The sequence below is a fragment of the Kitasatospora sp. NPDC088548 genome (assembly GCF_044753005.1).
GTDB lineage: Bacteria > Actinomycetota > Actinomycetes > Streptomycetales > Streptomycetaceae > Kitasatospora.
This window is the reverse complement of sequence record NZ_JBIVMI010000065.1, coordinates 1-5,437: the sequence shown is the minus strand read 5'-3', so window position 1 is coordinate 5,437 and position 5,437 is coordinate 1. Positions and strand designations below refer to the sequence as shown.

The following is a 5,437-nucleotide window of genomic DNA, read 5'->3' as shown; positions in this document are numbered from 1 at the left end:
CAGGCACAAGATCATCCGACACGTGGAGCACTCTGCCGCCCGAACACATCAACTGCCAAGCCCCTGAGCTGAACTCATTTTGAAACGATCAGTTAACCCCGGCCAAGGTGGGCCCTATCTCAGCGCGCGCCTGGCAACCTACGACGGCGTACCGACCTGTGGGATGCTCCTCGACAACTGGACGGACCTCAACGCCGCCGACCTCCGTCGAGTGATCGACGACATCGAGACCTACCTCCCGAAGCTGCGGATCGTCGCTGCGCAGCTTGCTGACGCTGAGATCCGGAGTTCGGCTACTCAAGGAATCTCGGCTTGAGCGCTCGGTTGTCGGCACCTACGGGATCGAGAGCCCTCTCGAAGACAACCGAGCCAGGCCAACGGAAAGGGCGGCTCGACTTCGGCGGGCCCGACAACACCCCAGGAGGCCATCCGGCTGTCGGCGGCGGCCTGCGGGCCGGCGCCGACGTCCTCAGCGCCGCGCTGATTACCGCCGCGCTGATGCTCGGCATCTACACCATCGTCGGCACCGGCGAGCACGGCTGAGGCTCCGCCCGCACCCTCGCCTCGGCGCGCTCTCGCTCGCCCTGCTGGCCGGCTTCCTGCTCCGCCAGGCCAGGACCGCCCAACCCCTGCTCCCGCTGCGGATGTTCCGTTCACGCGAGGTCTCCGGCGCCAACGCCGTGCAGGTGCTGACGATCTCCGCTCTGTTCGCCTTCCAGATCCTGGTCGCGCTCTACCTCCAGATCGTCCGCGGCTATGCGCCGCCGCGATTGGCCTCGCGCTACTCCCGGCCGCGCTCACCATCGGCACCGTCTCGCTCGCGCTGTCCGCCCGGCTGAACGCCTGCTTCAGCGAGCGCCCGATGCTGCTGACCGGGCTGGTGCTGCTGGTCGCCGCCCTGGCGCTGCTGACCCGGCTGCCCGCGGACGGGAGCTACATCCTCGACCTGCCGCCCACGATGCTGCTCGCGGCCGGCTTCGGCCTGACGATCTCGGCGCTCACCGTGCTCGGCATGTCGGGCGCGGGACCGGCAGACGCGGGCACCGCTTCCGGCTTCTCCAACACCACCCAGCAGGTCGGCGGCGCGCTCGGGGTCGCTGTCCTCACCACCCTCGCCGACGGCCGTACAGGGCCCTCGCGGCGGCCGGGCACCCGGCGGGCGAGGCGCTCACAGCCGTGTTCCGGCTCGCCTTAGCGGTGTCCACGGACCTGCTGACGGTGGCTCTGCTGCCTGCCGCCACGGTCCTGCGCCCGACCGGAGGGCCGCAGTTGGAGCCAGGCCAGCAAGCCTTGCCTCGGCCCGCGTTCGGCGCGGCCCGGGGAGCCCGGCGTCACGGCCAGACCAGGCAGTACAGCTGGTGCCCGCCTCGTCCAGCCGGTTGGCGAAGTCCTGCCGCTCGTGCAGCTATTGGTCCCCGCAAGCCCGCAACCTGCGCTTTTGTTGCCAAAGTGCCACTGACCAGCGAAAACTACCTTCAGTGGTTGACGCTGGTCAGCGGCGTTTTCCACCCTCATGTGCCCTGGATGTGCCCTCGCTTCGCGCCGGTTTTCAGCGCCTTGCGAGGAGGCCGAGACCGCTGATCGGCAGGTCAGCCGGCGGCGGGCGAGCCGCTGCTGCTGCGGTCGTCGAGGACGATGTGCGGCTGCTGCAGGCGGTCGCTGCCGACCTCCTCGTCAGCGGGTCGGGTGCTGTTGATGACGGCGGCGATGCGCTCGTAGCTGGTGACGGCGAGGGTCCAGGTCTCGATGCCGGTGTCCTTGCCGAGGCCGCCGCACACGGTCTCCCGGAGCGCGTTGAGAAGGGCGAGGGTGCTGCGGCCGGAGAGGATCGTGTCCTCGTTGCTGTCGTTGGCCGGCTTCGAGAAGTGGTCGGTGCCTTCGACCTGAGCAGCCAGGAAGTCCCAGGTCTCGGGGTGGCAGGAGATCGCGACGGTCTTCACCGCGGCGGCCTTGCGGAGAGTGTTGACGTGGTTCTCCCAGACGAAGGGCTCCGGGATCAGGCCGGACACGTCGTTGGCGCAACTGCTCGGGAGATCGTCGACTGCTGCCTGCTCCTGTGCGACTGCATCCGTACGCTCGGGTTCGACCTCCGTGTCCTGCACCGTGGCGACGGAGGGGCACAGGAGATCTGCGAGCTGAGCAACGACCTCGGTTGCGATCAGCCGTGCCTGGCCCTCCGGAGGGCTGGTGGCGGTGGTCGGCTGGGGTTCGGGCGCTTCTGCGGGCTGCGCTTCCGGTTCGGGTGCGGAAGGCTCCGGAAGGGCACCCTGGTGCTCGGCGAGCTTGGCGGCCACCTCGGCGGCGATCTGGCTGAGCTGGTCCTTCGTGAGAGCGTTCGGGGTAACCGGCGTGTGGTCGGCGGGGGTGGTCTCGGACACGGTCGTCTCCTCGCTGTCGGATTCCGCGGCCTCGCCGGTCACGGTGGGGGTGGCCGACTCTGCGGCCTGTTCGGATGCCGGGGGCTCGGCGCTGGGAAGCTCGGTGATGTCGACGGGACCGTCCCTGTCGTCGTCGCCGGGAGGGTGAACGGCGTCGTTCTGGTCGTCCGCCTCCGAGGAGGTTCCCGCGGGCTGGCTTACGGCCTCGGGGGAGTCAATGGAGGACCGAGGCGGCTCGTCGTGGCCGACTCCCAAGGAGGATCGGCTGCTGTCTTGCAGGGCGCTGAGCTCAGCCCGCAGGTTGCCCAGCTGGCGGTGGAGGCTGCGGTTGTCCTGATGGGCGCGGCTGGCTTCCTGCTGTTCCCGGGCGATCGCCTCGAAGAACTCGTCGCGGTGTTCACTCAGGCCGGCCGCCAGCGTGGCGCTGAGTTCGGTCCGCAGGTTGTCAGTGTTGTTGCGGATCTCCTCCAGGCCGGCCTGCAGGGCCGCCCCGACCTCTACACGCAGCAGTTCGACCTGATGGGCGGTGCCCCTCGCCATATTCCCTCCCGATCTCGCGCGCCTGTCGGGCTCGCGGCGGGTACAGCGTGGCGGCAAGGGCCAGTGCGTGATGAGGAGATGGCGGGGACTGTCGAGATCGTATCGATTACTGTCTGAGATCAGATCATCACGCTGGAGCCGTGGTTCGCCAGTTCGATCCGCGCCTTCTCCGGAGCGAAGCGCTGTACTCCTGTGCGCCTCGCCATTACGACTCGAACAGGGTCGGCTGGTTCCAGGGCGAGGCTATGGGTTGCCCTTGAGGGCCGAGTAGGCGTACCAGTTGGTCGGCTTCGTGTTCGGTGAGGTCGGAGAGGAGGCGCGCCGTTGTGCCGATGAGTTCATCAAGGGGAACGTGGCTGCGGGCACCTCGTGCACTGGCCAAGCGGTAGGTGAAGCTGCAGTGCAAGACCGCGCCGGACGGTGTTGGCGCATCCGCCTCGATGACCGCCTCAGCCCGGCCCAGCGCCTCGCTGATGCCGGCGAGCTGGGAGTCGTGAACGACATTGTCTCCAGGGCTGTCGTAACCGATGCGGCGATCGGTGACGAGCATACGGATCGACGTAAGCGGGACGGAGAACCGGTCGGCCCGGGCGCGCACTTCGTCCAGAGTGGGCTCGTCGTACCTTTCGGTCGTGTCGAGATCCTTCTGCGTCTGGGCGACGTACGCCCGAAAGCGCGACATCTGCAGAACGAGGTTGCCGTGATCCACTGCCCAGCGCCAAGGGCCAATCGGCGCGTTGGACGTGCTCCCCGGAGCAAGCACGCAAACGTGGCTCTGCCACTGCTGAGCCGCCGGCCGCATGAGGTGCTGAAGGTTCTCCGGGTCACGGACCGGTGTGCGGAGTAGGAGCGGCAGGCTGATCAAGGGAAGCAGGCGACCCCAGAAGCCGCTGTCAGGAATCTCCTCAGCACTGAGAAGGTAAGCGAGGGTGGATTCGTCCAGACGGCCGGAGCGTCGAAGCGTGCCCGGGAAACTGGCCAGGGTGGAGCCTCCGCCCTGCCACAGAGCAGCCATGAAGGCCGTCATCCGGTCCGCGACCAAGGGCACCATCCGGGCGGATACCGCTTCCACTGCCACACGCGTCGGTGCGACATCTCCTTCACGGGCAGCTTCCACGCCGGTGACGACAGCGCTCCTGAACCGGGTGATCGCAGGGCCGTCCAGGGCGCCATGCCCGCCTTCGATCACCGAGCTGGAGATGAGCCGAGGGACGCTCGGGGTGTCCTGGGTGGGAACCAGCTCACCGAAGGCCGGAGTGTCAAGAAGCAGAGTTTGGTGTTCGGTGGCTGACGGTTGGAGATCTGCCGCCGCACGGGACGCTTCGAGCTGCCCCAGGGACACGATCATCGGTCGGTCCTTGGTCTGCAGCCGAGCGATGTCGTCCTGGAGCTCCGCCGGGTTGGCCGTTGTCCGGAGATAGACGTGTCGGTCTGGGGTGCGGGTCGCCTGCGGCCAGCGGATCACCATGTCCGGGGCGTAGGTGTGGTTGAAGAAGCCCGTCGCGATGACCTCGGCCCGGGGGTCCATCCGGCGCAGTTGGTGCCCGATGATCTCCTTGACCCGGCCGAAGGGCTGCCTTGGGTCCGTGTCGTCGAGCGCGGCCATGATCGCCCGCGATGCCTGATTCACCACTGCTCTCCCTTGCGGATCAGTTCGGCAGCCACGATGGCTTCCCAGTCCTTGAGGGGGACCAGCGTCTCCTGCTTCTCTGACAGCACGATCAGCCACAGCCGCGACGCGACCATCGCAACGATCTCGGGGTCGATCACCGCCTCAGCGGCAGCTCGGTCAGCCGTTCCGAAGACGCGGTCGTGGTGGAGCAGAACCGCCGTCTCGACATGCTTCGGCGAGTCCAACTGCGACCAGGTGTTGGCGCGGAAGGGAGCCCATGTGATCCACATGAGGTGATCACTCAGAAGATGGCCGTTCTGGCACGCGACGTAACACTTCGCAACGAACTCGTCGAACTGATTTCCCTGGTCGCTGGGCTGCTGGTAGTTCTTCACCTCGGCACAGAACATGTCCCCGTGGTAGGGAGCGCCGCGCATGGCGCCTCCCAGGTCGAAGGAGAACGTCTGCCCGCCATGAGGCCATGCCAGAGTCAGCCGTCGGGCGCACGACGGCGAGTCGGTGTTCGCATACGCGCCCGAGATTCTCATGGTGCCCTCAAGCCACATCTTTGCCCGGCGGGCGCCTGAGAATCCTTTGAGGTGGGCGTCTTCCCCCACTGCCACGTTGATCAGCGTAGAGGACTCCAGCAGCTCACACCACGGGCGGGGCACTGGAACGGCTGCTCTCAAGGTCCGATTGGCAGCGACCAGTGCTGTCGCCTGAGGCGCGTGTAGGGCTGGGTTGGCTCGCCGAGACAATCCTCGACGAGCCGCGTCATGCCGCAGTCGGCTCCTAGCCGTAGCGAGAGAAGGTGTGAACCGCTGCGGGTTCTGCAGAGACTCTAGATTGTTGCTGTGACCTGCAGGTTTGGCTGCTGTTGGCTGTAGTAGGCGGCTTCGTACTCGGC

7 protein-coding genes are annotated in these 5,437 nt (G+C 67.3%); 4 read left to right on the top strand and 3 right to left on the bottom strand.

Annotated elements, in window-relative coordinates; genetic code table 11:
• Nucleotides 1–163: 163 nt before the first annotated feature.
• The 4 genes from ACIP82_RS37595 (at nucleotide 164) to ACIP82_RS37580 (ending at nucleotide 1,195) form a co-directional block, all read left to right on the top strand.
• Nucleotides 164–316: a hypothetical protein gene (locus tag ACIP82_RS37595; RefSeq protein WP_400660268.1), complete on the top strand. Its 153-nt coding sequence runs from the start codon at nucleotides 164–166 to the stop codon at nucleotides 314–316.
• Nucleotides 313–543 carry a hypothetical protein gene (locus ACIP82_RS37590; protein ID WP_400660265.1) on the top strand — a complete coding sequence of 77 codons (231 nt, stop codon included), beginning with the start codon at nucleotides 313–315 and terminating at the stop codon, nucleotides 541–543. The genes ACIP82_RS37595 and ACIP82_RS37590 overlap by 4 nt, the downstream gene beginning before the upstream one ends.
• Nucleotides 544–644: 101 nt before the next feature.
• Nucleotides 645–839: a hypothetical protein gene (locus ACIP82_RS37585; RefSeq protein WP_400660262.1), complete on the top strand. Its 195-nt coding sequence runs from the start codon at nucleotides 645–647 to the stop codon at nucleotides 837–839.
• A gap of 23 nt (nucleotides 840–862) precedes the next feature.
• Nucleotides 863–1,195, top strand: a complete 333-nt coding sequence (locus ACIP82_RS37580) for a hypothetical protein (RefSeq protein ID WP_400660260.1) — start codon at nucleotides 863–865, stop codon at nucleotides 1,193–1,195.
• A 394-nt stretch (nucleotides 1,196–1,589) separates the two neighbouring features.
• On the opposite strand, the gene ACIP82_RS37575 is transcribed toward ACIP82_RS37580, so the two are convergent.
• The 3 genes from ACIP82_RS37575 to ACIP82_RS37565 form a co-directional block, all read right to left on the bottom strand.
• On the bottom strand, nucleotides 1,590–2,918 hold the full coding sequence (locus ACIP82_RS37575; protein ID WP_363605322.1) for a hypothetical protein: 1,329 nt from the start codon (nucleotides 2,916–2,918) through the stop codon (nucleotides 1,590–1,592).
• Between the two features lie 205 nt (nucleotides 2,919–3,123).
• Nucleotides 3,124–4,548, bottom strand: a complete 1,425-nt coding sequence (locus tag ACIP82_RS37570; protein ID WP_363605320.1) for a hypothetical protein — start codon at nucleotides 4,546–4,548, stop codon at nucleotides 3,124–3,126.
• Nucleotides 4,545–5,153 (bottom strand): hypothetical protein, encoded by a 609-nt coding sequence (locus ACIP82_RS37565; RefSeq protein WP_363605319.1) that lies wholly within the window; start codon nucleotides 5,151–5,153, stop codon nucleotides 4,545–4,547. The genes ACIP82_RS37570 and ACIP82_RS37565 overlap by 4 nt, the downstream gene beginning before the upstream one ends.
• Nucleotides 5,154–5,437: the final 284 nt, after the last annotated feature.

Bases quoted from the DNA above. Each gene is read 5' to 3' on its own strand.
- ACIP82_RS37595 (WP_400660268.1), top strand. From the start codon at position 164: ATGCTCCTCGACAACTGGACGGACCTCAACGCCGCCGACCTCCGTCGA.
- ACIP82_RS37585 (WP_400660262.1), top strand. From the start codon at position 645: ATGTTCCGTTCACGCGAGGTCTCCGGCGCCAACGCCGTGCAGGTGCTG.
- ACIP82_RS37580 (WP_400660260.1), top strand. From the start codon at position 863: ATGCTGCTGACCGGGCTGGTGCTGCTGGTCGCCGCCCTGGCGCTGCTG.
- ACIP82_RS37575 (WP_363605322.1), bottom strand. From the start codon at position 2,918: ATGGCGAGGGGCACCGCCCATCAGGTCGAACTGCTGCGTGTAGAGGTC.